Annotated in this window: 22 protein-coding genes; 5 read left to right on the forward strand and 17 right to left on the reverse strand. The window is 66.3% G+C overall.

Features of this window, described 5'->3' with window-relative positions:
* Positions 1 to 72 precede the first annotated feature (72 nt).
* Positions 73 to 1,002, forward strand: a complete 930-nt coding sequence (locus FFS49_RS24275; protein ID WP_105815082.1) for a LysR family transcriptional regulator — start codon at positions 73 to 75, stop codon at positions 1,000 to 1,002.
* Positions 1,003 to 1,186: 184 nt separating this feature from the next.
* Here FFS49_RS24275 and FFS49_RS24280 read toward each other — a convergent pair whose 3' ends face one another.
* The 7 genes from FFS49_RS24280 to FFS49_RS24310 form a co-directional block, all read right to left on the reverse strand.
* The gene (locus FFS49_RS24280; RefSeq protein ID WP_039366841.1) at positions 1,187 to 2,020 is read right to left on the reverse strand and encodes an OmpW family outer membrane protein; all 834 of its coding nucleotides are present in this window, start codon (positions 2,018 to 2,020) and stop codon (positions 1,187 to 1,189) included.
* A gap of 18 nt (positions 2,021 to 2,038) precedes the next feature.
* Entirely contained in the window at positions 2,039 to 3,280 is a 1,242-nt protein-coding gene (locus FFS49_RS24285; RefSeq protein WP_105815081.1) for a DUF2957 domain-containing protein, read from the reverse strand.
* Between the two features lie 150 nt (positions 3,281 to 3,430).
* Positions 3,431 to 4,843: a DUF2957 domain-containing protein gene (locus FFS49_RS24290; protein WP_105815080.1), complete on the reverse strand. Its 1,413-nt coding sequence runs from the start codon at positions 4,841 to 4,843 to the stop codon at positions 3,431 to 3,433.
* Positions 4,844 to 5,278: 435 nt separating this feature from the next.
* Positions 5,279 to 6,229 carry an N-acetyl-gamma-glutamyl-phosphate reductase gene (gene argC, locus FFS49_RS24295; RefSeq protein ID WP_105815079.1) on the reverse strand — a complete coding sequence of 317 codons (951 nt, stop codon included), beginning with the start codon at positions 6,227 to 6,229 and terminating at the stop codon, positions 5,279 to 5,281.
* Positions 6,230 to 6,383: 154 nt separating this feature from the next.
* Complete coding sequence (locus tag FFS49_RS24300; protein WP_039366855.1) at positions 6,384 to 6,956, reverse strand: flavodoxin family protein; 573 nt, start codon at positions 6,954 to 6,956, stop codon at positions 6,384 to 6,386.
* A 216-nt stretch (positions 6,957 to 7,172) separates the two neighbouring features.
* Positions 7,173 to 7,766, reverse strand: coding sequence for a YbhB/YbcL family Raf kinase inhibitor-like protein (locus FFS49_RS24305; protein WP_039366859.1), 594 nt, complete (start codon positions 7,764 to 7,766; stop codon positions 7,173 to 7,175).
* A gap of 255 nt (positions 7,767 to 8,021) precedes the next feature.
* On the reverse strand, positions 8,022 to 8,708 hold the full coding sequence (locus tag FFS49_RS24310; RefSeq protein WP_011350651.1) for an orotate phosphoribosyltransferase: 687 nt from the start codon (positions 8,706 to 8,708) through the stop codon (positions 8,022 to 8,024).
* Positions 8,709 to 9,168: 460 nt separating this feature from the next.
* Between FFS49_RS24310 and FFS49_RS24315 the strand changes: the two genes are divergently transcribed.
* Positions 9,169 to 11,439: an NADP-dependent malic enzyme gene (locus FFS49_RS24315; protein WP_039366863.1), complete on the forward strand. Its 2,271-nt coding sequence runs from the start codon at positions 9,169 to 9,171 to the stop codon at positions 11,437 to 11,439.
* Between the two features lie 147 nt (positions 11,440 to 11,586).
* Here the strand turns inward: FFS49_RS24315 and FFS49_RS24320 are convergent, their stop codons facing one another.
* A complete protein-coding gene (locus FFS49_RS24320; protein WP_105815078.1) occupies positions 11,587 to 15,177 on the reverse strand; it encodes an indolepyruvate ferredoxin oxidoreductase family protein in 3,591 nt (1,196 codons plus the stop codon).
* Between the two features lie 330 nt (positions 15,178 to 15,507).
* On the opposite strand from FFS49_RS24320, the gene FFS49_RS24325 reads away from it, so the two are divergent.
* Entirely contained in the window at positions 15,508 to 15,702 is a 195-nt protein-coding gene (locus FFS49_RS24325; protein WP_046547411.1) for a hypothetical protein, read from the forward strand.
* Between the two features lie 132 nt (positions 15,703 to 15,834).
* On the opposite strand, the gene hppD is transcribed toward FFS49_RS24325, so the two are convergent.
* Positions 15,835 to 16,932: a 4-hydroxyphenylpyruvate dioxygenase gene (gene hppD / locus FFS49_RS24330; protein WP_039366871.1), complete on the reverse strand. Its 1,098-nt coding sequence runs from the start codon at positions 16,930 to 16,932 to the stop codon at positions 15,835 to 15,837.
* 212 nt (positions 16,933 to 17,144) lie between these two features.
* Between hppD and FFS49_RS24335 the strand changes: the two genes are divergently transcribed.
* Positions 17,145 to 17,669 (forward strand): Lrp/AsnC family transcriptional regulator, encoded by a 525-nt coding sequence (locus tag FFS49_RS24335; RefSeq protein ID WP_047851430.1) that lies wholly within the window; start codon positions 17,145 to 17,147, stop codon positions 17,667 to 17,669.
* A gap of 58 nt (positions 17,670 to 17,727) precedes the next feature.
* On the opposite strand, the gene FFS49_RS24340 is transcribed toward FFS49_RS24335, so the two are convergent.
* From FFS49_RS24340 to paaA, 8 genes are all read right to left on the reverse strand, one after another.
* A complete protein-coding gene (locus tag FFS49_RS24340; protein WP_039366876.1) occupies positions 17,728 to 18,375 on the reverse strand; it encodes a GNAT family N-acetyltransferase in 648 nt (215 codons plus the stop codon).
* A 235-nt stretch (positions 18,376 to 18,610) separates the two neighbouring features.
* A complete protein-coding gene (locus FFS49_RS24345) occupies positions 18,611 to 19,216 on the reverse strand; it encodes a TetR/AcrR family transcriptional regulator (protein WP_006482923.1) in 606 nt (201 codons plus the stop codon).
* Positions 19,217 to 19,232: 16 nt separating this feature from the next.
* Positions 19,233 to 20,057, reverse strand: a complete 825-nt coding sequence (locus tag FFS49_RS24350; RefSeq protein ID WP_137909912.1) for a DUF1835 domain-containing protein — start codon at positions 20,055 to 20,057, stop codon at positions 19,233 to 19,235.
* 128 nt (positions 20,058 to 20,185) lie between these two features.
* Positions 20,186 to 21,274 (reverse strand): 1,2-phenylacetyl-CoA epoxidase subunit PaaE, encoded by a 1,089-nt coding sequence (paaE, locus tag FFS49_RS24355; RefSeq protein WP_105815076.1) that lies wholly within the window; start codon positions 21,272 to 21,274, stop codon positions 20,186 to 20,188.
* A 5-nt stretch (positions 21,275 to 21,279) separates the two neighbouring features.
* Positions 21,280 to 21,840, reverse strand: coding sequence for a 1,2-phenylacetyl-CoA epoxidase subunit PaaD (gene paaD, locus FFS49_RS24360; RefSeq protein ID WP_105815075.1), 561 nt, complete (start codon positions 21,838 to 21,840; stop codon positions 21,280 to 21,282).
* Between the two features lie 27 nt (positions 21,841 to 21,867).
* Positions 21,868 to 22,671 (reverse strand): 1,2-phenylacetyl-CoA epoxidase subunit PaaC, encoded by an 804-nt coding sequence (gene paaC, locus FFS49_RS24365; RefSeq protein ID WP_105815074.1) that lies wholly within the window; start codon positions 22,669 to 22,671, stop codon positions 21,868 to 21,870.
* A 10-nt stretch (positions 22,672 to 22,681) separates the two neighbouring features.
* On the reverse strand, positions 22,682 to 22,966 hold the full coding sequence (paaB, locus tag FFS49_RS24370) for a 1,2-phenylacetyl-CoA epoxidase subunit PaaB (RefSeq protein WP_027788585.1): 285 nt from the start codon (positions 22,964 to 22,966) through the stop codon (positions 22,682 to 22,684).
* A gap of 40 nt (positions 22,967 to 23,006) precedes the next feature.
* The gene (gene paaA, locus FFS49_RS24375) at positions 23,007 to 24,005 is read right to left on the reverse strand and encodes a 1,2-phenylacetyl-CoA epoxidase subunit PaaA (protein WP_039366897.1); all 999 of its coding nucleotides are present in this window, start codon (positions 24,003 to 24,005) and stop codon (positions 23,007 to 23,009) included.
* 199 nt (positions 24,006 to 24,204) lie between these two features.
* On the opposite strand from paaA, the gene FFS49_RS24380 reads away from it, so the two are divergent.
* A complete protein-coding gene (locus FFS49_RS24380; protein WP_105815073.1) occupies positions 24,205 to 25,473 on the forward strand; it encodes an SGNH/GDSL hydrolase family protein in 1,269 nt (422 codons plus the stop codon).
* Positions 25,474 to 25,660: the final 187 nt, after the last annotated feature.

A 25,660-nucleotide genomic window follows, 5' to 3' on the forward strand; every position in this document is an offset into this window, starting at 1 on the left:
GAGTCCCCATCGTAGGTGCCCGATGTTTATGCGACAATTGAAATATCTCTAACATGATTATGCGAGTTTGTTTTGAATACGCGTGATCTCCAGGCATTCGTCGCGGTGGTCGACAGCGGGTCGATGGTTGCCGCGGCCGCGAAGCTCCACCTGACGCAGCCGGGCCTGACGCGGCGCGTGCAGAACCTCGAAACGCTGCTCGGCATGCCGCTGCTCGAACGGCAAAGCAAGCCGCTGAAGCCGACGGCCGCCGGGCGCGACGTTTATGCGCTCGCGCGTAACGTGCTGGGCGCGGTCGACGAGCTGATGGCGGCGGGCGCGCCGGACAGCGAGCCGTCGGGCGAGCTGCGCATCGGCGTGCCGCCGTTCCTGTCCGAGCTGGCGCTCGAACAGCCGATCGACCGGCTGCGCGACGCGTTTCCGCGTCTCACGCTGCGGGTGACGGCCGGCTGGTCGCCGGCGCTGATGCAGGGCATCGAGCGCGGCACGCTCGACGTCGCCGCCGTGATGGTGCCGGCCAGTTCGACACTGCCCGATACGTTCGCGTCGACGCTGCTCGGCACGCAGCCGACGGTGCTCGTCGCCGCGCGCGACTATCCGCTGCCGGACGGTCCGCTGTCGATCGACACGCTGTCGGGTTTTCCGTGGGTGCTGAGCCAGGACGGCTGCGGGATGCGTTCGGCGCTGAGCCGCATGCTCGGCGCGGCCGGGCTGCCGTTCGACGTCGCGGTCGAGGCGTTCGGCTCGGAGCTGCAGCTGTCGCTCGTCGCGCGCGGCGCGGGCATCGGCATCGCCGCGCCGAACGCGCTGGCGCGCAGCGCCCATCGCGATGCGCTGAGGGTGGTGGAAACGGTGGGGCTGGAGACGCGGATCAACGTGTGGATCGTGCACGGCGCGCTGCCGGGCCGGCTGGTGCGGCCCGTCGCGCTGCTGCGCGATGCGCTGGCCGAAGTGCTCGAGCGGGAAAACAGGGTGGGGTCAGATGCGGCGAAGGCGGTCTAGAGGCAGCATTCGAGGGAAAATCCTTATTTTCTCTACGGAAATGTTGCATTGCGGAAACCGATTCGCTATAGTTGCACCTGTCTCCTCCATGTCTCCTCTGATATGGATTCAGCCCGCCTCTTAGGCGGGCTTTTTTTTGCCTGCGATTTTGTCGCGGCCTTCCCTTCCTCGTCCGTCGCGGCGCTCAGAACTTGTACGTCATCCCGACGTAGCTGATGATCGGGTCGGCCTTCAGGTCCGATTTCGACTCCGAGAGCACCGTGCCGTCGGCCGCCTTGATCGTCACCGTCGACGTCGTCTTCAGCGGGATGTACGTGACCGACGCGATCAGCCCGAAATGCTCGGTCATGTTGTACTGCAGGCCCGCGTTGAACACCGGCTGCCATGACGACGACGCCTTCGCCTCCACCGAGGTCGTACCCGGCTTGCCCGCGCCCGCCGCGAGAACCGCGCCGAGGTTGTCCTGCGTCTGCTTGATGAAGTTCGTGTTGAGCTGCAGGTCGCTGAACCAGTTGTACGACACGCCGAGGCCGAGGAACGGCCGGAACTTCGCGTTCGCCGCCCCGAAGTAGTACTGCAGGATCGCCGCCGGGCTCCACTGCCGCACGCTCTTCACGATCGGGTTGACCGAGGCCAGCCCGATGTTCTGCGTGCCGAGCGCGCCGGCCGGGCCGGGCGGCTTGATCGTGCCCTGGCCCGACACCTTGAACACCGGCGGCACGCCGGCCACCGACGTGACCGCGATATGGTCGGTCAGGAAGTGGCTGACCGTCAGGCCCACGGTGTCGGCGCCGCTCGTGTGCAGCCCGGTGCCCGGCGACGTAAACGACGGCGGCAGCCGCAGCGGCGTGTTGATCGGCGTCGGCGCGACGTTGGTCGTCATCGGCGTGCTGCTCTGCTGCGGCATGATATGGAACCAGCCCAGCGTCACGACGTTGCTGCCAGCGCTCTGCGCGTGCGCCGCGAGCGGCGCCACGGCGGCGGCGCCGGCCGCCGCGCAGAGAAGGGTCTTCTTCATCACGGCTTTCCCCTCCGCTTACTGGACGAACGCGCCGATCGTGAAATACGGCGTCGATCCCGCGTTGTCGAGGAAACCGAACACGCCACCCGTGAAGATGAACTTGCCGGTCGGCGACGTGCTGCCCGAGCCCGTGTGAATCGTCGTGACCGTGCCCGGCACCTTCTGCGTGTAGTCGAGATCGAGCGCGGTCGCGAGCGAGGCCTGCGACGCGTTGAACGGATCGAGCAGCGTGGCCTGCTTGTCGATCAGCGCGGTGGTCCGGTAATCGAACTGGCTGTCGACGCCGATGTACTCGCCGTTCTGCGAGCCGGTCGCGATCGACGTCTGTGGCGAGAGGATCGAGATGCTCGATTCGTCATCGGCGGTGAGGCCCGGCACGCCGTTGGCGTCCGGCGTCGGGTTCGGGTTCGCGACACCCGTGCGCACGAGGATCGGCACGAGCTGGTTGCGCAGCTTGCCGACGATCATGAAGCCCTTGCCCTGCGGCGTCGCCGACAGCGTCGGCTTCAGCTGGCTCGCGTAGTTGTTCGACTGGAACGCGCCGCTGCCGTCGGCCGACTGCGCGAAGTTCGTGCCCTGCTGCGTGCAGGCGCCGCCCGCGAACTGGCCGGTCGTATCGCACTTGGTCCACGTGCCGTCCGCATTGATCGTCACCTTCGCGTCGATCGACGCGGGCGCGAACTTCTGCGACGGCACTTCGCCGAAGCCGATGTGGCTGTACGTGCCCGCGACCTTCGTGATGTCGGTTTCGATCGACGAGAAGCCGATGAACGGGTAGTACGGGAACTTCGTATCGGGCACTGCCGCCTGGCCGAGCACGCCGTCGAACTGGATTTCCTTGCCGGGGATCGTGCCGCCCGCCACGCCGAAGCCGACGAAGATGCGCGCCGGGCGCGACGCATCGAGGCTCGCGCCGTTCAGCCGGAACGCGCACTGGTTCAGCTTGTTGGTCGGCAGCAGCGTTTCCTGCGTGAGCGTGCCGCTGTCGACGGTGCCGGCGCGGGTTGGTACGACGGTGCCGGTCTTTTGCGGGACGGCCGATTCGACGTAGGTGACCTGCCAGGTCATCTTGGTCGTGTCGAGCTGGACTTTCGCAAGCTCGCCGCTGCCCGCGCCGCCCGTGAACACGGTGTTGTAGTCGAGCGTGGCGGGGCAAAGCCGGTCTTCGACGAGCGGCGGCGGATTGTCGCTGCCGCCGCCGCAAGCGGAAAGAAGGGGGGCGGCAAAGGCCGCCGCCAGAATGAGGTTGCGCTTCATGTTGCTCCTCCAGATTTGTCTTGTGCGGCGGCCAGCTCCCTGTCGGCCGCTTCTGTTGGTCGTGCTCGTCCTGCTTGCGCCGTGCCGAGCGCCTTCGTGCCTTCCCTGCGTCACGCGACGGCGGTCAGCCCGCCGTCGCGCCCTCGTTCGCTACTTGCTGATCTGCGCGCCCACGCCGAAGTACGGAGTCGACGACGTCGTCGAATTCGCCGAGGTCGACGTGACGCCGCCGTTCACCGTGCCCTGGATCAGCGCCGCATACAGGCCGCCCGTCGCGATCACCACGCCCGAAGCGGCCGTGCCGCTCTTCGGAATCGTCGTCGCGTTCAGCAGGCCCGGCGTCGCCTGGCCGTAGTCGAGCGTGAAGCCGTCTTCCTCGACCTGCGTGGACGGGTTGATGAACGACGCGTTGCTGCCGCGGATCAGTGCGGCCGTGTACTTGAAGTTCGAATCCGCGCCCGCGTAGCCGCCGTCGATCGCGCCCGACGTGATCGCCGTCGCCGCGCCGAGCACCGCGATGCCCGATTCGTCGTCGACCTGCGCGTCGCTGTGCAGCGGCGGCGTGCCGAGATTCACGTTGCCCGTTCGCACGATCACCGGCACCGTCGCGCCGTTGAGCTGGCCGATCACCATGTGCGCGGTCGCCGACTTGCCGGTCGCGCCGACGAGCGGCAGCTGCGTTTGCGGCAGCGTCTGCGGTGCTTTCGCGCTGTCGAAGTAGCCGCCGTTCGCAGTGTTCACGGTCCACGGGTTGCCGGTCGTCTGGCAGCCGCCCGAACTGGTCGACGTGCACGCACCGTTCGCGTCGAACGTCTCGCTCGAGTTCGAACCCTTCGTCGCGTAGTTGCCCGACGGCACGAGGTGGTAGATCAGCGCGTTGTACGTGCCCGGCAGCTTCGAGATGTCCGTCGTCGTGTTTGCGAAGCCGAGGAACGGATAGAAATCGAAGTGACGGTTCGGTACCTGGCCGACGTTTTGCACGAGGCCCGGGATGATCGTCAGGCCGTCGTACTGGATCGTCGCGCCCGGAATGCCGCCGCCTGCGACGCCCATGCCGACCAGCAGCATCGGCGGGTTCGCCTGGTTGAAGTCGGCGGCCGTCGAGTACGTGGCGCCGCTCGGCGCCTTGCCCGTGCCGGGTGTCAGGATGAACGCGCAGCGCGTCTGCTCGGCGGTCGGCAGTACGCCGGTCGGCGGGTGCATGACTGCACCGGTGATCGTCGTGCCGGCGCGGCTCGGCGTGACCGTGCCGGTCGCGAGCGGAATCGGCGATTCGAGCCACTTGAGCGTGTAGGTCATCGCCACCGCGTCGATGTTGACGCTGACGATCTCGCCGCTACCGGCGCCGCCGAGGTACGTGCTCTTCACGATGTCGGCGTTGGCCGGGCACAGTGCGCCGTTGATGGGCTGCGACGGCGGCGGCCCTTGCGTGCCGCAGCTGGACCCGGAACATTGGGGCGCATTGATCGGCGCGGGTGCGCCGCCGTCCCCCCCACCACATGCAACCAGGAAAGGGGCAATGGCAAAGGCCGTTGCCACCCCCTTCGATAAGGTGTGCGACATGCCGCTGTCTCCAATCGTTTAATTGTGCGAGCTAATGTCGCCGCCTTGATTTTTGCTGTCAATTGATGAACCCGTCTAAAAAAGGCGATTGAAACGGGTGTCGTGTATTGAATCCTTGTCCGACACGGCATTCGGTAAGAATTAAAACGTGGGACAGGCTGCCGAAAGCGGCCGGAGTGGGGGATGTGCGACGCCGGACAGGCCGGCGCAGAGCCTTCCTGCGTATAACGGCAGCGTTTAAAGCGGCGGTATCCGGTTTATCCCTATTCGGGATTGACTGGATAAAGAAGGGGCGGGATTAATTCACTGGTAATCGCGCAATGGAAAGCTTGTAAATATTTGTAAATACGCGATCCGGAATTTTTTATTTATTGCCTGATACGGGTAAATAAAAAGCCGGCCAGTGGCCGGCTTTGCATTGCATGCGATGATGAATCAGCGTTTGAGGCCGGCGTCCTCGGCCGCGCCGATGTTCAGGTTCATGCACTGGATCGCGGCGCCCGACGCACCCTTGCCGAGGTTGTCGAGGCGCGCGACCGTGACGAAGCGCTCCGCGTTGCCGAACACGAACAGGTCGACGCGGTTCGTGTCGTTGTTCGCCTGCACGTCGAAGAAGCCGCCGTCGAGGTTCGCGTCCGCATCGAACGGCGCGACGCGCACGAACGCTTCGTCCGCGTAGTACTCGGCGAACACGCGCTGCACGTCCTGCGGCGTCGCGCGCTTCACGAGCTGCTCGGGCGTGAAGTAGGTCGTCACCGCGAGGCCCTTCAGGAACGGACCGACGATCGGCGTGAAGATCGGCGGGTTCGCGAGGCCCGTGTGCGCGGCCATTTCCGGCAGGTGCTTGTGCGCGAGGCCGAGCGCGTACGGGCGCGGGCTCGCGAGCTTGCCGCCCGGCGCCGCGTTCTCGTACTCGGCGATCATCGACTTGCCGCCGCCGCTGTAGCCGGTGATCGAGTAGCCGTGCGCGGCGAACGTCGGCGCGACGATGCCCGCATCGACGAGCGGCCGCATTGCGAGCACGAACGCCGATGCGTGGCAGCCCGGCACCGCGATACGCTTCGACGTGCGAATCTTCTCGCGCTGCGCGCGGGTCAGCTCGGGCAAGCCGTAGGCCCAGTCGGCGCTGGTGCGGAACGCGGTGCTCGCGTCGATCAGCGTGGTGTTCGGGTTTTCGACGAGCGACGCGGATTCGCGCGACGCGACGTCCGGCAGGCACAGGAACGTGACGTCCGACGCGTTGATCAGGCGGCGGCGCTCGTCGACGTCCTTGCGCTTCGCTTCCTCGATACGCAGGATCTCGATGTCGCTGCGTGCCGACAGGTATTCGAAGATCTTGAGGCCGGTTGTGCCTTCCTGGCCGTCGACAAAAACTTTGGTGCTCATTTCGCTCTCACTGAATGAAACGGGGGCCCGCGCCCTGAAACCGCCATTTTAAGACGTCATCCGGCGGGCCTGCACCGCGCGGGGCGAAAAAAAGACGGCCGGCGGGCCGTCTTGTGTCCCTTTGGCGCCGGCCGCAGCGGGCGCCGGGGCGCGCTCAGCCGCGGCCGGCAACCCAGCGGGCGGTCGCTTCGGCGACGCGCCGGCCGAATGCCTTGCCCGTCTCGAGGTCGCCCGGCAGCGGGCCTTCGTCGGGCGTCGAATCGGCCGGCGACTGCGCGAGCAGGCCCGTCGAGCCGCCCAGGTAGTTGATGTCGTTGCGCGTGGCCGCCTTCGAGTTGGCCGGCATCAGGCTCGTGCCGACCCACACCATCCCATGCTGCATCGACAGCGTGACGAAATATTGAATCGTCGAGAATTTGTCGCCGTTCATCGTCGCGGAGTTCGTGAAGCCCGCGGCGATCTTGTCCTTCCATTTCTGCGTGAACCACGCTTTCGACGTCGCGTCGGCAAACTGCTTGAACTGCGCCGACGGGCCGCCCATGTAGGTCGGCGCGCCGAAGACGATCGCGTCGGCCGCGTCGAGCGCGGCCCAGCCCGCGTCGTCGACGTCGCCGACGGCGAGCAGGCGCACGGTCGCGCCGGCATCCTGCGCGCCTGCGTGCACGGCCTCGGCCAGTTTCTGCGTGTGACCGTAGCCGCTGTGATAGACGATGACGATGTTCGACATGAAGCGTTCTCCGGAAAGGAACGGGAACGGCGGACCGCAGGCTCGCCGCGTCACGCGTCGCCGGTGGGCGGCGCGGCGGATGCGCGGCATGGCGCCGCGACCGGTAACGACGAGTCTAGCAAGCCGAAATGACGGGAAAACGCGTGAGCGCGGAGAACGTCGTTTCGCGGCGGCCGGCAATCGCGGCGGCGTGCGATGCCCGGCGCCCCATGCCCGTTACTGCCCGTAGTTGACCGTGAGTTGCGCGGTGCCGATCGCCAGCGTGCCGATCTCGTGCTCGAACATCGGCGCGGGGCGGCCCTGCGCGACGCGCAGGTCGTCGCCCTTGAGCGCATAGACGGTGATCACGTAGCGGTGCGGCTTGCCCGGCGGCGGGCACGGGCCGCCGTAGCCGTCGATCCCGAAGTCGTTGCGCGCCTCGCTCGCACCGATGCGCCGCAGGAAGCCGGACGCGCTTGCGTCGGCTGGCAGGCTCGTGACCGTCGCCGGAATGCCCGCCACGGCCCAGTGCCACCAGCCGTGCCCCGGAGCATCGGGATCGAAGACCGTGACCGCATAGCCGCGCGTGCCGGGCGGCGGGTTGTGCCAGGTGAGTTGCGGCGAGTGGTTGCCGCCCTTGCAGTCGCCGCGGTCGAACACGTTCGCGGCGCGGACGCGCCCGCCCGGCGTCAGGTCATCGCTCGTCACGGTGAACGGGCCTTCCGCATGCGCGGGCAGGGCAGAGAGGACGACAGCGTAAAGGAGGGCGGCGAGGAACGGCGACGGGCGACCCGATGGCGCAGGCGGAGTGATCCGGCGATCCACACGCATATGGCGCTTCTCCCGTCACGTGGGCCGGACCGATGCGTCCGGCGTTGTTGGCGTCGTGCGTTGCCTGCGCAACTGATGGCAGCGATGGATCAAGTCTAGCATTAGGGTTCGATGAGCGACGCACGCCGCGACCCGTGGTCGCGATCGTTTCCTGCGCGAATCGACGGGCGCAAAATCGACGGACGAAAAAAAGCCGCCCGCGATGAAGCGGGCGGCTCGTTCAGCCAGGACGCCGGCCGGCGGGCCGGCGCGGCATCAATCCTTCGGGGACGTTGCGCCGCCGTGCGCAGCCGACCACTCGGCCGGTGCGTGCAGGAATTTCTCGACTTCGTCGAGCGTCTTCGTCTCGAAGTAGCCCGAGGCCTTCGCGACGCGCAGCACGTCCCACCACGTCGCGAGCGCGTGCAGGTCGACGTCGATGTCCTTCAGGACCGACACGCTTTCCTTGAAGATGTTGTAGTGGAACAGCACGAAGCAGTGGTTCACCGTCGCGCCCGCGGTGCGCAGCGCGTTGACGAAGTTGATCTTGCTGCGGCTGTCGGTCGTCAGGTCTTCCACCAGCAGCACGCGCGAGCCTTCTTCCAGATGGCCTTCGATCTGCGCGTTGCGGCCGAAACCCTTCGGCTTCTTGCGCACGTACTGCATCGGCACCATCATCCGGTCCGCGATCCACGCCGCGAACGGGATGCCGGCCGTTTCGCCGCCCGCCACCGCGTCGATCTGCTCGAAGCCGATGTCGCGCGTGATCGTCGTTTCAGCCATTTCCATCAGCGCGCGGCGCACGCGCGGGTACGAAATCAGCTTGCGGCAGTCGATATAGACGGGGCTTGCCCAGCCGGACGTGAAGATGAACGGTTTTTCTGCGTTGAAGTGCACTGCCTGTACTTCGAGCAGGATTTTGGCGGTCGTATCCGAGATCGACTGACGATCGTAGCCTGTCATGGGCATTCCTTGGGTGATGAGCGAAGAGCGGGCGCGGGCCCGGTGGCGCAGCAAGGGGAACCTGCCCAGGGGGCCGGGGCGCGATCGGACGGCCAATCGCATCGCTGCGCGCGTAGCCCGCTATTTTACCCGATTCAGGCCGGTTTTCGGCGGAATTCGCGCGGGTTCGACGCGCGGCTCACCACCGGCGAAACAAACGGGGCTGGATCGCTCGCGCGCTGAGGCGGAGGATGCGGCGTTGCACCAACATGCGTCATTTAGGGGGTGTACACTAGGCGACCCTTAGAAATCGTTCAGTACTTTGTACTTTCCTCTTGCCACCCGCCAAGGTTCGATGGCGTGCCGATCCGGCGCGTCGCGTGCCGTCTCGCAGTCGATCACCCCCTCGATTCAAGCAGACGCGGCCGAAGGTGCTGTGTACTGAACCGTCAATATTTCGCATGTCTCTCGCAGGTCAATCATGGACGAACAACTGAAGCAGGCCGCACTCGCTTATCACCTGAACCCGAAACCCGGCAAGATTTCGGTCACCCCGACCAAGCCGCTGTCGAACCAGCTCGATCTGTCGCTCGCGTATTCGCCGGGCGTCGCCGCTGCGTGCGAAGCGATCCACGCCGATCCGCTCGACGCGCAGAAGTACACGTCGCGCGGCAACCTCGTCGGCGTCATCACGAACGGCACCGCCGTGCTCGGCCTGGGCAACATCGGCCCGCTCGCCGCGAAGCCGGTGATGGAAGGCAAGGGCTGCCTCTTCAAGAAATTCGCGGGCATCGACGTGTTCGACATCGAACTGTCGGAGTCCGACCCCGACAAGCTCGTCGAGGCGATCGCGATGCTCGAGCCGACGCTCGGCGGCATCAACCTTGAGGACATCAAGGCGCCGGAATGCTTCTACATCGAGCAGAAGCTGCGCGAGCGCATGAAGATCCCCGTTTTCCACGATGACCAGCACGGCACCGCGATCATCGCGTCGGCCGCGATCCTGAACGGCCTGAAGGTCGTCGGCAAGAAGCTGTCCGAAGTGAAACTCGTGTGCTCGGGCGCGGGCGCAGCGGCCATCGCGTGTCTGGATCTGCTCGTGAACCTCGGCCTGACGAAGTCGAACATCCTCGTCGCCGATTCGAAGGGCGTGATCTACGAAGGGCGCGGCAACCTCGATCCGTCGAAGCAGCGCTATGCGGCGACCACCGACGCACGCACGCTCGCCGACGCGATCGTCGGCGCGGACGTGTTCCTCGGCTGCTCGAGCGCGGGCGTGCTGAAGCAGGACATGGTCAAGACGATGGGCGACAAGCCGCTGATCCTGGCGCTCGCGAACCCGGAACCGGAAATCCGCCCGGAAGACGCGAAGGCCGTGCGTCCGGACGCGATCGTCGCGACCGGCCGTTCGGACTACCCGAACCAGGTCAACAACGTGCTGTGCTTCCCGTTCATCTTCCGCGGCGCGCTCGACGTCGGCGCGACGACGATCACGGAAGAAATGAAGCTCGCGTGCGTGCGCGCGATCGCCGAGCTGGCGCAGGAAACCGACCAGAGCGAAGAAGTCGCGAAGGCGTATGAAGGCCACTCGCTCGAATTCGGGCCGGACTACCTGATTCCGAAGCCGTTCGACCCGCGCCTGATCATCAAGATCGCGCCGGCCGTCGCGCAAGCCGCGATGGACTCGGGCGTTGCCACCCGCCCGATCCAGGACATGGACGCGTACCGCGAGCAGCTCGGCGCGACCGTCTACCGCACCGGCATGGTGATGCGTCCGGTGTTCGCCACCGCGAAGCAGAAGCAGGCCCGCATCGTGTTCGCCGAGGGCGAAGACGAGCGCGTGCTGCGCGCCGCGCAGTTCGTGCTGCAGGAAAAGATCGCGAAGCCGATCCTCGTCGGCCGTCCGTCGGTCATCGACATGCGCCTCGCGAAGATCGGCTCGAAGCTGAAGGCCGGCACCGATTTCGAGATCGTCGATCCGGAAGACGATGCGCGCTACCACCGCTACTGGCAGGCGTATCAGGAGATCGGCGCGCGCGACGGCGTGACGCCGGAAGTCGCGAAGGCCGCGATGCGCAAGTTCAACACGCTGATCGGCGCGATGCTCGTGCATCTGGGCGACGCGGACGGGATGATCTGCGGGATGATCGACACGTTCCACAGCCACCTGAAGTTCATCGAACAGGTGCTGGGCCGTGCGAAGGGCGCCGAGCACTTCGCGGCGATGAACCTGCTGATGCTGCCGGGCCGCAACCTGTTCGTGTGCGATACGTACGTGAACGAACTGCCGAGCGCCGAACAGCTCGCCGACATGACGATCCAGGCCGCGGCCGAGATCGAGCGCTTCGGCATTGCGCCGAAGGCTGCGCTGCTGTCGAACTCGAACTTCGGCAGCGCGCCGTCGGCGTCGTCGCGCCGGATGGGCGAGGCTCGCAAGCTGATCGTCGAACGCGCACCGAACCTGGAAGTCGATGGCGAAATGCACGGCGACGCGGCGCTGTCGGAGCTGATCCGCAAGCAGGCATTCCCCGGCACGACGCTGTCGGGTGAAGCGAACCTGCTGATCATGCCGAACGTCGAAGCGGCGAACATCGCGTACAACCTGCTGAAGATGGTCGGCGGCGAAGGCGTGACGGTTGGCCCGTTCCTGCTCGGCGCGGCGAAGCCTGCTCACATCCTGACGCCGGCTGCGACCGTGCGCCGGATCATCAACATGACGGCCGTTGCCGCCGCGAACGTGAACACGAAGTAAGTCCACGCCCGCGTGTGCCGCGCTTTACGCGCGGCGCAATGAAAAACGCCACGGAACCTGCGTTCCGTGGCGTTTTTTTATCGTGACGCGACGAGCGGATAGCCGCTCGCCGGCGGGCATCCGGCCGCGAATGCCCGCCGCGTGCCGTCAAGCGACCTGCTGGTGCGACTGGCCGCCCGACGGTGAACGCCACTTCGCGAGCAGCGTGTCCCACTTCTGGCGTACCGCGCGCAGGTTGTTCTCCTTCACGTGGCCGTAGCCGCGAATGCCGTCCGGCAGCGCCGCGAGCTCGAGGGCGAGCGGCCGGTTGGCCGCGCTCAGCTTGGCGAGCACCTCGCCGATCAGCGCTTCGTACTCGCCGATCAGCGCGCGCTCGGTGCGACGCTCCGCGGTACGGCCGAACGGGTCGAGCCCGGTGCCGCGCAGGAACTTCGCTTTCGCGAGCATCCGGAACGCCGACATCATCCACGGGCCGTACGCCTTCTTCACGAGATGGCCGTGGGTGTCCGTCTTCGCGAACAGCGGCGGCGCGAGGTGGAATTTCAGCTTCCAGTCGCCTTCGAACTGCGCGGTCAGGCGCGCGAGGAACGCCGGATCGGACTGCAGCCGCGCGACCTCGTATTCGTCCTTGTACGCCATCAGCTTGAACAGGTTGCGCGCGACCGCTTCGGTCAGCGGTTCCTGCATCGTGTCGCCGTCTGCCAGCGCGCGCTCGGCCGCGCGCACCTTGTCGACGAATGCCGCATAGCGCGACGCGTACGCGGCGTTCTGGTACGCGGTGAGGAATTCCACACGCTTCGCGATCAGCGCGTCGACCGCCTTCTTCGTGTGCAGCGAAATCACCGTGGCGCCTTGCACGGGGCGCGCGTCGCCGGCCGCGGCCTGCTTCACGCTCGCCAGGTCGTACGCGGCGCGGCGCCCCCAGTCGAAGGCCGCGCGATTCTTCTCCACCGATACCGCATTCAGCTCGATCGCGCGGACGAGCGACGCGAGCGTGAGCGGCAGCCAGCCCTTCTGCCACGCGTAGCCGAGCACGAACGGGTTCGTGTAGATCGCGTCGCCGAGCAGCGCGACCGCGAAGCGGTTCGCGTCGATGAAATCGACGGCTTCACCTGCTGCCGCGCGGATGTCGTTCTCGGCAGACAGGCCCGGGAACGACCAGTTCGGGTTCTTGATGAACTCGGCGGTCGGCGTCTGCGCGCTGTTGACGACTACGCGCGTCGTGTCGTGGCGCATCCGCGACGTGCACTCGTCGCCGGCCGTGACGATCGCATCGCAGCCGATCACGAGGTCGGCCTCGCCCATCGCGATTCGCGTCGCGTGGATGTCGGTCGGCGCGTGCGAGATCTGCACATGGCTCATCACGGCGCCGCCCTTCTGCGCGAGACCGGTGACGTCGAGCACGGTCACGCCCTTGTTTTCCAGGTGCGCGGCCATCCCGAGCAGCGCGCCGATCGTGACGACGCCCGTGCCGCCGACGCCCGTGACGAGCACGCCGTATGCGCGGTCGATGTCCGGCAGCGTCGGCTCCGGGATCGGCGGCAGTGCGTTGCCGTCGACCGACACGGCCTTCGGCTTCTTCAACTGGCCGCCCTCGACCGTGACGAAGCTCGGGCAGAAGCCCTTCACGCACGAGAAGTCCTTGTTGCAGCTCGACTGGTTGATCTGGCGCTTCGTGCCGAATTCGGTTTCCAGTGGCTCGACCGACAGGCAGTTCGACTGCACCGAGCAGTCGCCGCAGCCTTCGCACACCGCGTCGTTGATCACGACACGCTTGGCCGGATCCGGATACGTGCCGCGTTTGCGGCGGCGGCGTTTCTCGGTCGCGCAGGTCTGGTCGTAGATCAGGATCGTCGTGCCTTCGATCTCGCGCAGCTCGCGCTGCACGTCATCGAGCTGGTCACGGTGGTGGATCGTCACGCCCGGCGCGAGCAGCGCCTTCTGGCTGTCGTACTTCTCCGGCTCGTCGGTGACGATCACGATCTTCTTCGCGCCTTCCGACGCGAGCTGGTGCGTGATCTGCGGCACCGTCAGCACGCCGTCGACCGGCTGGCCGCCCGTCATCGCCACGGCGTCGTTGTAGAGGATCTTGTAGGTGATGTTCGCCTTCGACGAGATCGCCGCGCGCACGGCCAGCAGGCCCGAGTGGAAATAGGTGCCGTCGCCGAGGTTCGCGAACACGTGCTTCTCGTCCGTGAACGGCGCCTGGCCGATCCACGGCACGCCTTCGCCGCCCATCTGGCTGAAGGTGCTCGTGCTGCGGTCCATCCACACGGTCATGTAGTGGCAGCCGATGCCGGCGATCGCGCGCGAGCCTTCCGGCACGTTGGTCGACGTGTTGTGCGGGCAGCCCGAGCAGAACCACGGCTTGCGCTCGGTCTGCACGTGGGGCTTCGCGAGCGCCATTTCCTTCGCGTTAATCACGGCGAGGCGCGCGGCGATGCGTGCCCGCACGTCGGACGGCAGCTCGAACTTCTCGAGGCGCGTCGCGATCGCCTTCGCGATGATCGCGGGCGACAGTTCGTAGTGCGCGGGCAGCAGCCAGTTGCCCATCGGCACCGACCATTCGCCGCCGGCGCCGTCCTTCTCGTCGAACTTGCCGAACACGCGCGGGCGTTGCCCGTCGGGCCAGTTGTACAACTCTTCCTTGATCGCGTATTCGAGGATCTGGCGCTTTTCCTCGACGACGAGGATTTCGTCGAGCCCGCGCGCGAACGCCTGTGCGCCCTGTGCTTCGAGCGGCCACACGCAGCCGACCTTGTAGAGCCGGATGCCGATCCGCGCGCAGGTTTCGTCATCGAGGCCGAGGTCGGTCAGCGCCTGGCGCACGTCGAGGTACGCCTTGCCGCCGGTCATGATCCCGAAGCGCGCGCTCGGCGAATCGATCTCGATGCGGTCGAGCTTGTTCGCGCGCACGTAGGCGAGCGCCGCGTACCACTTGTAGTCGAGCAGCCGTGCTTCCTGCACGAGCGGTGGGTCGGGCCAGCGGATGTTCAGGCCGCCTTCCGGCAGGATGAAGTCGGTCGGCAGCACGATCTCGGTGCGATGCGGGTCGATATCGACCGATGCCGACGATTCGACCACGTCCGTCACGCACTTGAGCGCGACCCACAGGCCCGAGTAGCGGCTCATGGCCCAGCCGTGCAGGCCGAAGTCGAGATATTCCTGCACGTTGGACGGGAACAGCACCGGCAGCCCGCAGGCCTTGAAGATGTGTTCGGACTGGTGCGCGAGCGTCGACGATTTCGCCGCGTGGTCGTCGCCGGCGAGCACCAGCACGCCGCCGTGCTTCGACGAGCCGGCCGAGTTCGCGTGCTTGAATACGTCGCCCGTGCGGTCGACGCCCGGGCCCTTGCCGTACCACATGCCGAACACGCCGTCGTGCTTCGCGCCGGGGTACAGGTTCACTTGCTGCGAGCCCCACACGGCGGTGGCGGCGAGATCTTCGTTGAGGCCGGGCTGGAAGACGATCTGGTGGGCGGCCAGGTGCTGCTTGGCTTTCCAGAGCGACAGATCGAGGCCGCCGAGCGGCGAACCGCGGTAGCCGGAGATGAAGCCTGCCGTATTGAGACCGGCGGCGCGATCGCGTTCCTGCTGGAGCATCGGCAAGCGCACGAGGGCCTGGATGCCGCTCATGTACGCGCGACCGCGTTCCAGTGTGTATTTGTCGTCAAGCGTGACGGACTTCAGCGCGGCTTCTAGCGATGCGCGTTGGCCTGCGTCTAGCGGGGCATTCATTAACAGTCTCCTCCACCCAGTTTGGGATCACCAAAACTCGCCTGCTTCGGGCATCTTGTGGACGCGTCGGCAGTGGCCGGCATATTGGCCGGTTTTAAGCGATGGTAGCACTGGGGCAAACCCGCCGCCCATCGGTTGGAATGCGGGGGGATTGCGGCGCTGCGTCAGAAAAACAGGGCAGAACCATGCGTTACATCATGTAAAAGCATGTAAAGCCTGCCCCATCTTCGTGCAAACGCCGTTAATCTTGTCGGCCTGCCGGAGGTGCCCGGCCGCGTTGGCTTGTTTCGACGCAATCGGGGAGGCGCCGGCAGTTTTACAGGAGGTGCAATGAACACACGTCATATCCAGAGTTTCCTGATCGTGTCCGCCGCGTTTTTCTCGATGACCGGCCCGGTGCACGCGCGAGGCGCGAGCGCACTGGCGGCAGCCGGCGCGCAGATGCAGCAGATCGTGCCGGCCCAGGACGCCGTCGCGCAGCCGTCGGCGGAGCGCGCCGTCGAGTCGAAGGCGAACGCGCGTTGATCCGCTCGCGCGGCCAGCGGGCCGCGCCGGAATGCAAAAAGGGCGGGAATCCTCGGATTCCCGCCCTTTTTCTTTGCGCCGCCGGATCGCGCGGGCTGCCGGGTTGCCCCGGGAAGTCGGCCGCCGGATGCGTCAGGCCTTGTCCTGCACGACGCCGCGGCGGATCTGGTCGAGTTCGATCGATTCGAACAGCGCCTTGAAGTTGCCTTCGCCGAAGCCCTGGTTGCCCTTGCGCTGGATGATCTCGAAGAAGATCGGCCCGATCTGGTTCTCGGTGAAGATCTGCAGCAGCAGGTCGTCGCGCGCGCCGTCGATCAGGATCTTGCGTTTCTTCAGTTCGTCCAGCGATTCGCCGTGGTTCGGCACGCGGCGGTCGACCAGCTCGTAATACGTGTCGATCGTGTCGAGCAGCTTCACTTCCTTGCTGCGCAGGCCATCGACCGCCTGGTAGATGTCGGTGGCGCCGAGCGCGATGTGCTGGATGCCTTCGCCGTGGTACGCGTCGAGGTATTCCTGGATCTGGCCGGCGGTATCCGAACCTTCCTCGTTGATCGGGATGCGGATCTTGCCGCACGGCGACGTCATCGCCTTCGACTTCACGCCCGTCACCTTGCCTTCGATGTCGAAGTAGCGCACTTCGCGGAAGTTGAACAGGCGCTCGTAGAACTCCGCCCATTCCTGCATACGGCCGCGATGGACGTTATGCGTCAGGTGGTCGATGTAGGTGAGGCCGTGGCCGACCGGGTTCGGGTTCGCGCCGGCGATCGGCTCGAAGTCGACGTCATAGATGCTGATGTCGCCGATGGCGCCCGGTTGCGCGCCGTTCTTGCCGCGCCAGCGGTCGACGAAGTAGATCAGCGAATCGCCGATGCCCTTGATCGCCGGGATGTTCAGCTCCATCGGGCCCGTCTTGTTGTCGAAGCCCCATGCGCCGAGCTCCAGCGCGTGCTTGTACGCCTTCGCGGCGTCCTGCACGCGGAACGCGATCGCGCAGATCGACGGCCCGTGCAGGCGCGCGAAGCGTTGTGCGAACGAATCGGGTTCGGCGTTGATGATGAAGTTGATGTCGCCCTGGCGGTACACCGTCACGTCTTTGTGGCGGTGGCGCGCGATCGCGGTGAAACCCATCCGTTCGAACAGCTGTCCGAGCGCTTTCGGGTCCGGTGCCGTGTATTCGATGAATTCGAAGCCGTCGGTGCCGACGGGGTTGTCCCAGTTCGGGATCTGCATGGCGTGTCTCCTGTGGGGGCGATCGGCCGGGGCGACGTGCGCAGGCCCGGCCTGGTTCGATGTCGAACGTGGCGCCCGCGGCGGCGAGCGCGACGAATCGGTACGTGCGACAGAGTGTAGCGGGCAGCCGCGAGCGTAAACTTGCGAACTTAATTGCCCGAACCTACGATGGCGCAATTTCCAGTCTCAAACCATTCATTGGAGGGCAGAAGATGGCGCAAGCCGAATTGGATGCCATCGATCGGCGAATCCTCGCGATTCTTCAGGAGAACGGGCGCCTGTCGAACCAGGAGATCGCCGAGCGTGTGAACCTGTCGCCGAGCCCGTGCCTGCGGCGGATCCGGCGGCTCGAGGAGATCGGCGTGATCACCGGCTATGTCGCGCTGCTGAATCCGCAGAAGCTCGGGCTCGACCTGCTCGCCTACGTGAGCGTGCGGCTCGAGAAGCGCGGCGGCCTGGCGCCGATGCGGGCCGACGAAACGTCGGCGCGGGCGGGCGCGACCCATGCGGAGCTGTTCCGCGCGGCCGTGCAGACCTGGCCGGAAGTGGTCGCGTGCCATGCGATGACGGGGGACATGGATTACCTGCTGCGCGTGCAGGTCGAGGACATGGCGCATTTCTCCCGCTTCGTGCAGGAGCACCTGCTGCATCACCCGTCGGTGATCGACGTGAAGACGAGCTTTTCGCTCGAATGCTTCAAGGAAACGACGGCGTTGCCGATTCGTTCGGTGCGCTAGTGCGCGGCGGGGAAGGGAGAGGCCGGGCGCGCGGCACGCGCGGCCCGGCTGGCCGACATTACGCCGTCAGCGCGGCGGGCATCAGCGATTCGATGAACTTCGTGGTGCGGCGCGCCTGGCGCTTCATCGCGTAGTCGAACACCGCGGCCTGCTCCTGCAGCATCTCGGCGATGATCGTCGAGTGGTCGGCCGGCGGCAGCGACAGGTACGCATCGGCTTCGCCGTATGCGTACTCGATCCGCATCCCGGATTTCTTCGCGATGTGCATCATCGTCGCGTTACGCGACAGGCAGTGCATGTACAGCATCGTCACGTGCGTGTTGCGGCTGCGGATCGCCGCGCGCTCGAACAGCTTCGAGCCGACGCCGCGGCCGCGTGCGCTTTCGAGCACCGACACGCCGAATTCGGCCGTGCGCTTGTCGCCCTCGGCCGGCAGGTAGGCCAGGTGGCCGACGCCGATCAGTTCGAGGTCGTGGTCGAATACACCGAACACGGTGTCGCGGCCGAAGTCGATCGTGCGGACGTAGTTCTCGATCACGTGGTCGGGCACCATCTGGCCGAAGCGCAGCAGGCGATCCTCTTCGTCGAGCGAGAGAAAGTGGGTGAGCATCTGCTCACGGTCTTTGGAAGCCAGTTCCCTGACGAGAACCGGCGCACTGCCGACCGTGCCGACGACTTCGGCAGGGCCGTTGAATTGCGTGTTCATCGTGGGTTCCTCAGTGTGTGGCTGCACAAACGGGTTGTGCAATGCAACAGCATTTTACCCGACGAGGGTTGGGGAAAACCCGTATTTGACGTTATTTGTGCCGAGGGGAAATTCTAAAACCGCTTAGTTAATCCTGTATGTATTTGATTTTTAACGTATTTAAAATTCATCATATGAAACGCACGACAGGCGGTCGCAGTGTACCCGTCGCGCAACGCATGCTGCTGCGCGGCAATCAGGCCGCCGTCGACAGCCCGCGTTCGATCAGGTCGATCACCTGTTCGGCGAAGTCGCGGTAGCCGAGGCGGCCGCCCGGCTTCAGCCACGTGAACGTCCAGTTGATCATCCCGAACACCATCATCGTCACCGATGTCTGGTTTTCCTTCGAGATGCGGTCCGGGTACGCGCGTGCGAGCTGGCGCGTGAATGCCGCGACGATGTCGCGCTGGCGGTCGAGCACGATTTCGCGCTGTGCGTCCTCCAGATACTTCACGTCGTTGAGCAGCGCGACGTGCCGGCTGTGCGACGTCTCGTACTCGGCGAGGAACGCGCGCACGAGCTCGGCGAACGCGTCGCGCTCGCTGAGGCCACGCCGCTGGCTCGCCCCTTCGACCTCGGCGATGATCAGCATCAGCCGTTTCGTGTAGCGGTCGAGCAGGTCGAACAGGATCGCTTCCTTGCTCTCGTAATAGTGATAGAGGCGCGCCTTCGACGTGCCGCTCGCGGTCGCGAGATCGGACATCGACGTGCTCGGGTAGCTCGTCTGCGCGAATTTCTCGGCGGCCAGATCGAGGATCTGCTCGCGCTGGGATTCGTGGTCGGGCGCTCGGGTACGGGCCATGGTTGAATGCGGAAGATTAGCGGTGCGGGGTGGCCGTGCGGGCTGCGCGCACCTGCGTGGAAGAGAGGGCGTCGGGCGCGTCGTCCTGCAGCTCGAGCCGGCCGGCTGCCGCGAGTTCGCGGCAGCGCCACCAGGCGATCGAGTCGCTGACGAACAGCCCGCCGCGGTCGGCGTCAGCCATGATGCTGCCGACGAGGCGCGCCGCAGGCCGCCAGTCGGCTTCCGCACGCGCGATGATCAGCGCGTCGAGGTCCTCATAGTAGCCGCTCTTGATGGTGTTGCTGACCCAGTAGCGCAGCTCGGCGTTCAGGTGCTTCGCCTCCTGCCATTCGAGCGCGAGGCGGCCGATGCGCAGCACCGAGATCGGCGCGGCCACCGGGCGCTTGCGCGCCAGCTCGGCCGGCGAGAACATCCCGGTCGCACACGCCTGGTCGGTGCGCGATAGCGCCGCGCGTTGCGCCGAGTCGAGATCGGCGGCCGACAGCCGCACTTCGTTCAGGCGCTGCGGGACGTTGCGCAGGTGATAGGCGACGCGGCGCAGCAGCAGTTTGTCGCCGACGCTCGGCGCATGCCACACGACTACCTGGCCCGTATCGGTCGCGAGCTGGTCGAGGCGCGCGAATTCGCCTTCGATCTCTGCATTCCAGTCGGGAATCTGGTCGCCGAGCACGCGCTGCCAGAAGGCGGCGCGGGTGTCGGGCGTCTCGTCGGCGCCCTTGAGCGGCCCGACGCCGAGATCGTCGAGCAATCCGACGACGCGCTCGTCGCGTCCGGCTTGCGCAAGTGCCTCGCGCAGCGACGCGGCGGCGGTGCCGCCCTGAATCACATGAATGGTACTCATCGGCCTGTCGTCAACAAAAGAAAACCGCCGGCCGGGCGGACGTTGCGATGTCCAGCCGGCCGGCGGCCCCTAGTGTAAGCGAGATGTGTGACGGCGAGAAACCGTCCGGCGCCGCGACGCGACGTCGCTCAACGCTCGTCGTAGCTCACGACGACCTTGTCGCTGATCGGGTGGCACTGGCAAGTGAGCACGAAGCCGTCCTTCACTTCATGCTCTTCGAGCGTGTAGTTCTTCTCCATCCGCACTTCGCCCTCGAGCACCTTCGCGCGGCACGTGCAGCATACGCCGCCCTTGCACGCGTACGGCAGCGCGAGGCCCGCGCGCAGGCCGACATCGAGCAGGCTCACGCCTTCGTATGGCAGGCGCAGCTTGCGCTTCTTGCCGTCGAGCACGATTTCCAGGTCGGCCGCCGGCGTCTGGTCGGTGATTTCGACGACCGGCGCACCGGCCTGCGGCAACGGCGTGCCGAAGCGCTCGACGTGCACCTTCGCCTGCGGCACTCCGGCCGCCTTCAGCGCGGCCTCGGCCGCATCCATCATCGGCGCGGGGCCGCAGATGAATGCCTCGTCGATCGCGTCGGCCGGCATCAGCGTGTCGAGGAATTCCGCGCATTTCGCCTGGTCGAGCACGCCGTTGAACAGTGCGACGTCCTGCTGGTCGTCCGACAGCACGTGATAGAGGACGAAGCGGTTCATGTAGCGGTTCTTCAGGTCCTCGAGCTCCTCCGCGAACATGATCGCGTCGACGCTGCGGTTGCCGTAGATCAGTGTGAACGTGCTGCGCGGCTCGAGTTCGAGCGTCGTCTTCACGATCGCGAGCACCGGCGTGATGCCGGAGCCGCCGGAAAACGCGACGTACTGCTTGCCGTGATCGGCGTTCAGGTGCGTGAAGAACCGGCCGTCCGGCGTCATCACGTCGATCGTGTGGCCCGGCTTGAGCGAGTCGAACGCGAAGTTCGAGAAGCGGCCGCCGCGCACCCGCTTGATGCCGATGCGCAGTTCGCCGTCACGATCGTAGTCTGTCGTGCCGACGCAGATCGAATACGAACGGCGCGTTTCCTCGCCGTCGATGTGGGTCTTCAGCGTGACGAACTGGCCCTGCGTGAAGCGGTACGCGTCGCGCAGCTCGGGCGGCACGTCGAAGGAGACGGTTACGGCGTCGGCGGTCTCGGGCCGCACGTCGCGGATACGCAGCGGATGAAATTGCGGGGTCGCCATATCGATTAATAGGGTTTGAAGTAGTCGAAGGGTTCGCGGCAGTCGACGCAGCGATACAGCGCCTTGCAGGCCGTGGACGCGAATTGCGCGAGACGCTCGGTACGGGCGGAGCCGCAGCGCGGGCACGCGGGTGCCGCGACCGGTCGCGGCACGAAGCGCACGACGTTTTCTCGCGGCGCGGCGGTGCCGCACTGGCCGGCCGGCGGCGCGATGCCGTACGCGCGCAGCTTGTCGCGTGCTTCCTGCGTGATCCAGTCGGTCGTCCACGCGGGCGCGAGCACCGTCTCGATCCGGTGCGGCGGGAGGTCGGCGGCCTGCAGCGCGGCCGCGATGTCCTCCGCGATCTGCGACATGGCCGGGCAGCCCGAGTAGGTCGGCGTGATCACGACTTCGAGCTGGCCGTCTTCCGCGCGGCGGACGTCGCGCAGGATGCCGAGCTCGCGGATCGACACGACCGGGATCTCGGGGTCGGGCACGGCTTCGAGCACGTCCCATGCGCGAGCGAGCAGCGGGTCGGCGTGGCGCGAGGCGGGCACGGCGTTGGCGGGGGCGGTCTGGACGGACATCGTCGGGCTCCGTGGCGGGGCGGCCGGTTACCAGCTCGCGCCGGGATGCTGGCGTGCGAGGCTTTGCAGTTCGGCGAGCAGGTAGCCCATGTGTTCCGAGTGCTCGCCCTGCTTGCCGGTCGTCACGTGCTGCACGGGGGCCGGCAGCGTGAGCGTCGCTTCCGCGAGCGCGTCGTCCACGTCCGCGCGCCATGCTGCTTCGAGCGTGGCCGGGGCGGGGGCGATGCCCTCGGCGGCGACCGCGTCATCGATCGCATCGGCGGCGAAGAATTCGCGCGTGTACGGCGTCAGGTAGTCGAGCGCGCGCTGCGCGCGACGGTGCGATTCGTCGGTGCCGTCGCCGAGGCGAACGAGCCACTCGCGTGCGTGCTGCACGTGATAGCGCGTCTCCTTCACCGATTTCGCGGCGATCGCGGCGAGCTGCGTGTCGGTCGACGTTTCGAGCGCGCTCCACACATGCAGCATCAGCACCGAGTACAGGAAGTTGCGCACGATCGTCACCGCGTAGTCCTTGTCGGCGTGTGCGGTGCCGGCGAGCGGGCCGTAGTGCGGCAGCTCGGCGAGCGTGAAGTTCGCGAACTCGCGCTCCGTACGGAAGTACGCGTAGTCGTCCTCGGTCTTCGTTGCGCCGGTGAGCTGGCGCTCGAGTTCGGCCGCATGCGTATACAGCATGCGTGCCTGGCCGATGAGGTCGAGGCTCATGTTGGTGAGCGCGATGTCTTCCTCGAGAATCGGGCCGTGGCCGCACCATTCGGCGTTGCGCTGACCGAGGATCAGCGTGTTGTCCGCGAGGCGCAGCACGTAGGAGAGGTGTTCGGGCGTGATCGTCATGGCGCGGGCGTTACATGTGGTTGACTTCGTCGGGCAGCGTATAGAACGTCGGGTGACGGTAGATCTTGTCGCCCGCCGGCTCGAACAGCTCGGCCTTCTCGCTCGGATCCGACGCGGTGATCGCCGACGACGGCACCACCCAGATGCTCACGCCTTCCTGGCGGCGCGTGTAGACGTCGCGCGCCATGCGCAGCGCCATCGACGCGTCGGCGGCGTGCAGGCTGCCGCAATGCTTGTGATCGAGCCCCTGCTTGCTGCGCACGAACACTTCCCAGATCGGCCATTCCTTGTTCATCACTTTCTCCTGAATCCTGAATTCGATGGTGTGCCGCTGCTCAGGCGGCGTGCTGTTCTGCGCGCGCGCGGCGCTTCGCTTCGTGGGCGAGGGCGGCTTCGCGTACCCATGCGCCGTCCTCGTGCGCTTTCACGCGAGTCGCGAGGCGTTCCTTGTTGCAAGGGCCGTCTCCGTTGACTACGCGCCAGAATTCGTCCCAGTCGATCGTGCCGTAGTCGTGATGGCCGCGCGCCTCGTTCCATTTCAGGTCGGGGTCGGGCAGCGTCACGCCGAGCACCTTCGCCTGGTCGACCGTCGCGTCGACGAACTTCTGCCGCAGGTCATCGTTCGTGATCCGCTTGATGCCCCATTTCGCGGACTGGTTGCTGTGGACCGAATCGGCGTCGCTCGGGCCGAACATCATCAGCACCGGCCACCACCAGCGGTTCACGGCCTGCTGGACCATCGCACGTTGCGCGTCGGTGCCCTTCATCATCGACAACAGTGCGTCGAAGCCTTGGCGCTGGTGGAACGATTCTTCCTTGCACACGCGGATCATGGCGCGCGCGTACGGGCCGTACGTGCAGCGGCAAAGCGGGATCTGGTTCATGATCGCGGCGCCGTCGACGAGCCAGCCGATCACGCCGACGTCCGCCCAGGTCGGCGTCGGGTAGTTGAAGATGCTCGAATATTTCGCCTTGCCGGCGTGCAGCGCGTCGATCAGCGAGTCGCGCGATACGCCGAGCGTTTCGGCCGCGCTATACAGATAGAGGCCGTGGCCGGCTTCGTCCTGGACCTTCGCGAGCAGGATCGCCTTGCGCTTCAGGCTCGGCGCGCGCGAGATCCAGTTGCCTTCGGGCAGCATGCCCACGACTTCCGAATGCGCGTGCTGCGAGATCTGGCGTACCAGCGTCTTGCGATAGGCGTCGGGCATCCAGTCCTGCGGTTCGATCTTGCCGTCGGCGGCCATGACCGCATCGAACCGCGCCTGCTCGGGCGACTCGGCTGCGGCGTCGAGCGGCGCGACGTTGCCGGGGATGTCGAGGGATTGCGTGTACATGGCGAGGCTCTCGTCCGGTTGAATGTGTGCGAAGTATAAACCAACCGACCGGTCGGTTAATAAATTTGTTGTGGATTTGCGGCGAGACTCGGGTAAACGAGCGAAGTCGGGGCGCGATCGGAGGGGGTGATGGTGGTCCGGCGCGTGGGGTTCGCGTCTTCTGCGGCACAATGCCCGCTTTCCGACGAGGATTTTGCCGATGTCATTTCGAAGCAGTATCGCCGCAGTCGTGCTGGGTGCGGCCGTCTTTGTCTCGCCGCCCGTGGCGTCGGCTTCGGCCGCGCCGGCCGGATGGGTGGCGGCGTGGGCGACCGCGCTGCAGCCTATTCCCGACCTTGCCGCACCGCCGCCGCTCTATCGCGCGCCCGACGTGGCTGGACGGGCCGTGCGCCAGATCGTCTACCCGACGGTGTCGGGGCGTGCTGCGCGGATCCGCATCAGCAATGCCTACTCCCGTGCGCCGCTGGTCGTGGAGGCGGCGAGCCTCGCGCGCGCAGGAGAAGGAGCGGCGCTTGCCGGCGCGGCGGTGCCGGTCCGGTTCGGCGGCAAGGCGTCGGTGACGCTTGCGCCGGGCCAGGAGCTCGAAAGCGATCCGGTGGCGATCGACGTGGCGGCCGGGCGACCCTATGCGATCAGCCTCCAAATGGGGGCAAACCAGCGGATGACGGTCTGGCACCGCGTGTCGAACCAGTTCAATTACGTGTCTGCACCCGGTGATCACGTGAGTGATCCGGGCGCCGCGCTGTTCCGCACTCGCTTTACTCAATATGCATGGGTGAGCGAGCTCGCGGTCGAGGCTGGTTCGGCGCGCGCGAGCGTAGCGGCGATCGGCGATTCGATTACCGACGGGCTGCGCTCGAGCGTGAACCGGAACCGCCGCTGGCCGGACGCACTGGCGCGTCGACTGACCGCCTCTGGGGCGGAGTCGATCGGCGTCGCGAATCTTGGGATCAGCGGGAACCGGCTGCTCAGCGATTCGGCGTGCTACGGCACGTCGATGGCCTCGCGGTTCGAGCGCGATGCGCTGTCGCGTGCGGGGGTGAAGGCGGCGATCGTGCTGATCGGGATCAACGACATCAATTTCGCGGCGATGCCGCCGCGCGCGGGGCTCGATTGCGACCACCCGCATACGCAGGTCACGGCTGCATCCTTGATCGACGGCTATCGCCGGCTGATCGAAGCGGCGCACCGGCAGGGCGTGAAGGTCTTCGGCGCGACGTTGACGCCGGCTGGGCTGCCGGCGGGGCGTGAGGCGATCCGCCTTGAGGTGAACCGATGGATCCGAAGCGGTGGCGGGTTCGACGGTGTGGTCGACTTCGATGCTGTGCTGCGCGATGCGGCGCGCCCGAGCGTGCTGCAGCGTCGATACGATAGCGGGGACGGCATTCATCCGAGCGACGCCGGCTACACGGCGATGGCCGACGCGGTGCCGGTCGAGCAGCTGCAGGCTGCGGTGGGCGGCAAGTGACGCACCGCTATATATAGAGGGAAGTGTTGCCGGCAACGCGCAGGTGAGCGGCGCCATTTGGCCCGTCGAGCCCCAAGCCCCCGTGCGCGTCAGCGCACGGGGGCTTTTTCAAAATATTTTCACAAAGGGGCTTGCGGAGTTGGGGGTGGGTGCTTAGAATCACGCCTCTTTCGCGCTAACGGAAACG

Origin of the sequence: Burkholderia sp. 4NA327C6 (assembly GCF_005502655.1) — a bacterium.
Lineage (GTDB): Bacteria > Pseudomonadota > Gammaproteobacteria > Burkholderiales > Burkholderiaceae > Burkholderia > Burkholderia contaminans.

Excerpts from the sequence above, each read along its gene's own strand:
- FFS49_RS24310 (WP_011350651.1), bottom strand. The coding sequence starts at position 8,708 with ATGACAGGCTACGATCGTCAGTCGATCTCGGATACGACCGCCAAAATC.
- FFS49_RS24380 (WP_105815073.1), top strand. The coding sequence starts at position 24,205 with ATGTCATTTCGAAGCAGTATCGCCGCAGTCGTGCTGGGTGCGGCCGTC.
- paaA (WP_039366897.1), bottom strand. The coding sequence starts at position 24,005 with ATGTACACGCAATCCCTCGACATCCCCGGCAACGTCGCGCCGCTCGAC.
- FFS49_RS24300 (WP_039366855.1), bottom strand. The coding sequence starts at position 6,956 with ATGTCGAACATCGTCATCGTCTATCACAGCGGCTACGGTCACACGCAG.
- paaE (WP_105815076.1), bottom strand. The coding sequence starts at position 21,274 with ATGGCGACCCCGCAATTTCATCCGCTGCGTATCCGCGACGTGCGGCCC.
- FFS49_RS24340 (WP_039366876.1), bottom strand. The coding sequence starts at position 18,375 with ATGAACACGCAATTCAACGGCCCTGCCGAAGTCGTCGGCACGGTCGGC.
- paaB (WP_027788585.1), bottom strand. The coding sequence starts at position 22,966 with ATGAACAAGGAATGGCCGATCTGGGAAGTGTTCGTGCGCAGCAAGCAG.
- FFS49_RS24285 (WP_105815081.1), bottom strand. The coding sequence starts at position 3,280 with ATGAAGCGCAACCTCATTCTGGCGGCGGCCTTTGCCGCCCCCCTTCTT.
- FFS49_RS24325 (WP_046547411.1), top strand. The coding sequence starts at position 15,508 with ATGAACACACGTCATATCCAGAGTTTCCTGATCGTGTCCGCCGCGTTT.
- FFS49_RS24315 (WP_039366863.1), top strand. The coding sequence starts at position 9,169 with ATGGACGAACAACTGAAGCAGGCCGCACTCGCTTATCACCTGAACCCG.
- FFS49_RS24280 (WP_039366841.1), bottom strand. The coding sequence starts at position 2,020 with ATGAAGAAGACCCTTCTCTGCGCGGCGGCCGGCGCCGCCGCCGTGGCG.
- argC (WP_105815079.1), bottom strand. The coding sequence starts at position 6,229 with ATGAGCACCAAAGTTTTTGTCGACGGCCAGGAAGGCACAACCGGCCTC.
- FFS49_RS24290 (WP_105815080.1), bottom strand. The coding sequence starts at position 4,843 with ATGTCGCACACCTTATCGAAGGGGGTGGCAACGGCCTTTGCCATTGCC.
- paaC (WP_105815074.1), bottom strand. The coding sequence starts at position 22,671 with ATGACGATCACGCCCGAACACCTCTCCTACGTGCTGCGCCTCGCGGAC.
- FFS49_RS24350 (WP_137909912.1), bottom strand. The coding sequence starts at position 20,057 with ATGAGTACCATTCATGTGATTCAGGGCGGCACCGCCGCCGCGTCGCTG.
- paaD (WP_105815075.1), bottom strand. The coding sequence starts at position 21,840 with ATGTCCGTCCAGACCGCCCCCGCCAACGCCGTGCCCGCCTCGCGCCAC.
- FFS49_RS24345 (WP_006482923.1), bottom strand. The coding sequence starts at position 19,216 with ATGGCCCGTACCCGAGCGCCCGACCACGAATCCCAGCGCGAGCAGATC.
- FFS49_RS24335 (WP_047851430.1), top strand. The coding sequence starts at position 17,145 with ATGGCGCAAGCCGAATTGGATGCCATCGATCGGCGAATCCTCGCGATT.
- hppD (WP_039366871.1), bottom strand. The coding sequence starts at position 16,932 with ATGCAGATCCCGAACTGGGACAACCCCGTCGGCACCGACGGCTTCGAA.
- FFS49_RS24320 (WP_105815078.1), bottom strand. The coding sequence starts at position 15,177 with ATGAATGCCCCGCTAGACGCAGGCCAACGCGCATCGCTAGAAGCCGCG.
- FFS49_RS24305 (WP_039366859.1), bottom strand. The coding sequence starts at position 7,766 with ATGCGTGTGGATCGCCGGATCACTCCGCCTGCGCCATCGGGTCGCCCG.